Raw genomic sequence first — 2,174 nt, 5'->3', positions numbered from 1 at the left:
CGGTCGAAAAACCGCCCAGAGGGCGGCGTTACAAATAATTAGCTCATCACCGTAGTTGAAGCTGACCTGGAAAAGCGCGATGCGGCGGCCATCAGCAAAAAAAAGCGGAGATTGCTACTTATTAGTTCGGTTATGCGAATATACAGTACAGACATAAACCGATACTCTGAAGAGAGAAACGATTTAGCATTAAGCCAGAAATCTAAAATCTAAAATGTAAATTTTATAGGCGGGTGTGTTGTGAACAGTTACTTTTTACCGACCATTAGCGAGATTTTAGCCGAAGATGGGGTTAAAAATGACATCACCTCCTCAGATGCGATCGCGCTACATGAAAATTCAGATTATTCCCACTCTGGAGTTCGCATCGCTCTCCGAGTCAGAGCGCAGCAGGAGTGGTACGCTGCGATCGCCACTCTCAATCAACTATTAGAACACGAAAGGGCCGTAGGGGAAAGGGGGAGCAGAGGATCGGGGGAGAGGGCGAAATTTCCCAGTCAACATTCGCCAATCAACACTCAACAATCCCATCAAGGATTAATATTATCTGGCCCTTCCTCGGTTTTGACTGACCCTGTATCAGTGAAAAACTTTGCTGCTTGGATTTTTACCAGTACCCCGCAGGAAGCTAACACATACTTATCTTCTCAAGCAAGACACGCTTTACCTTTACTACCAGCACCAGAGGGGACAATATCAGTTCCTCCGACAACACCAGCATTACCTATTTGGAACGGCGATCCTTTGGCAAATGAGCAGTTTTGTTTAGTATTAACAGCTAAATTTAGTCTGGTAATGGTACTAGGAGAAAATGCTTTAGGAAATCCAGCCTTTCTATTTTCCTTCGATCCGGCAGTTGTACTACAAGCATGGGCCGCCTTGCAGCTACGAGTCAAGAATAGCGAGGAATTACTAACAAGTTTCCCTGAAGGTAAAAACTTAACTTTCAGCAAGTCAGTTTCGAGTAGCGCTAAATCGATGACGCTCCTATTTGAGCAGTTTCCTCCGATCGCACCTGACTACAAAATTGTAATGCAGTTTAGCCGCCTGTTATTGCAGAATTTGCCCTTAGAAGATTGCGGACAACGACAACAGGAGAAAGGCAGAAAAACTACAGATTTGGGGACATCACCAAATCCAAAAGCTAAAACCCAAAATCCAAAATCCCAAGAAGTTGAATTGCTACAAGCAATTGCCCATGAAGTTCGCACTCCTTTAGCAACAATCCGTACACTGACTCGGCTACTACTAAAACGCCCTAATCTCGATCCAGTAGTAGTGAAGCGATTAGAAATGATTGACTCCGAATGTACGACCCAAATTGACCGCTTTGGCTTAATTTTCCGGGCCGTAGAATTAGAAATGTCTCAGGCCAAGCAATCTTCAGTTCAACTAACAGCTATTTCCCTAACTCAAGTCTTTCAAAGTAATCTCATCCGCTGGCAAAAACAAGCTTGTCAACGCAATCACACTCTCGAAGTTATTCTCCCACAAAATTTACCAACTGTGATGGGAGATCAGGCAATGCTGGATCAGGTTTTAACTGGTTTAATTGAAGATTTTACTCGCACTCTGCCGGCAGGAAGTCACATTCAAGTTGGGGTGATGTTAGCGGGAAATCAATTAAAATTACAGTTGGAATCTCAACTACAACCAGGAACTAAAAACGAATCGGCGTTTAAAGAAACTCCAAATGGGCCTCTTAAGTCTATTGGGCCGTTGTTGATGTTTCAGCCGGAAACTGGTAGTTTAAGTCTTAGTTTGAGCGTGACAAAGAATTTATTTAGAGCGGCTGGGGGGAAATTGGTGGTGCGACAAAGGCCTCAAAAAGGGGAAGTGATGACTCTTTTCTTGCCACTGCAATAATACAGCACTTTAATTCTGGTTCAGGAACCCGGTTTCTGAGCCCCCTGCATAAGTCCTAAGTAATACCGTCGTCATTGCGAGCGAAGCGAAGCAATCGCAGAGGCTAGGCGATTGCTTCGGGTTTACTTCGTACCCTCGCAACTTCGGCTTCGTACCGGGTTTTTGACACGGATATAGCAGATTTGACACTCCCCGGTCTAAAGACGCGGGGATTCTTAAGGACAAAATTTGGGGGATGAATCCGCCCAAATTTGGGTTCTTAAAGGGTAAGTCAGATACCCACTACCCACTCGCTCATGTTAGAGTCT

Annotated in this window: 1 protein-coding gene; it reads left to right on the top strand. The window is 44.6% G+C overall.

What is annotated here, in order from left to right:
* The first annotated feature begins 240 nt into the window (after nt 1-240).
* On the top strand, nt 241-1,866 hold the full coding sequence (locus tag PY364_RS21190; protein WP_275525998.1) for a HAMP domain-containing sensor histidine kinase: 1,626 nt from the start codon (nt 241-243) through the stop codon (nt 1,864-1,866).
* Nucleotides 1,867-2,174: the final 308 nt, after the last annotated feature.

The organism is Kamptonema sp. UHCC 0994 (assembly GCF_029167235.1).
Lineage (GTDB): Bacteria > Cyanobacteriota > Cyanobacteriia > Cyanobacteriales > Microcoleaceae > Kamptonema.
This window is presented reverse-complemented; position numbering and strand designations above follow the sequence as displayed.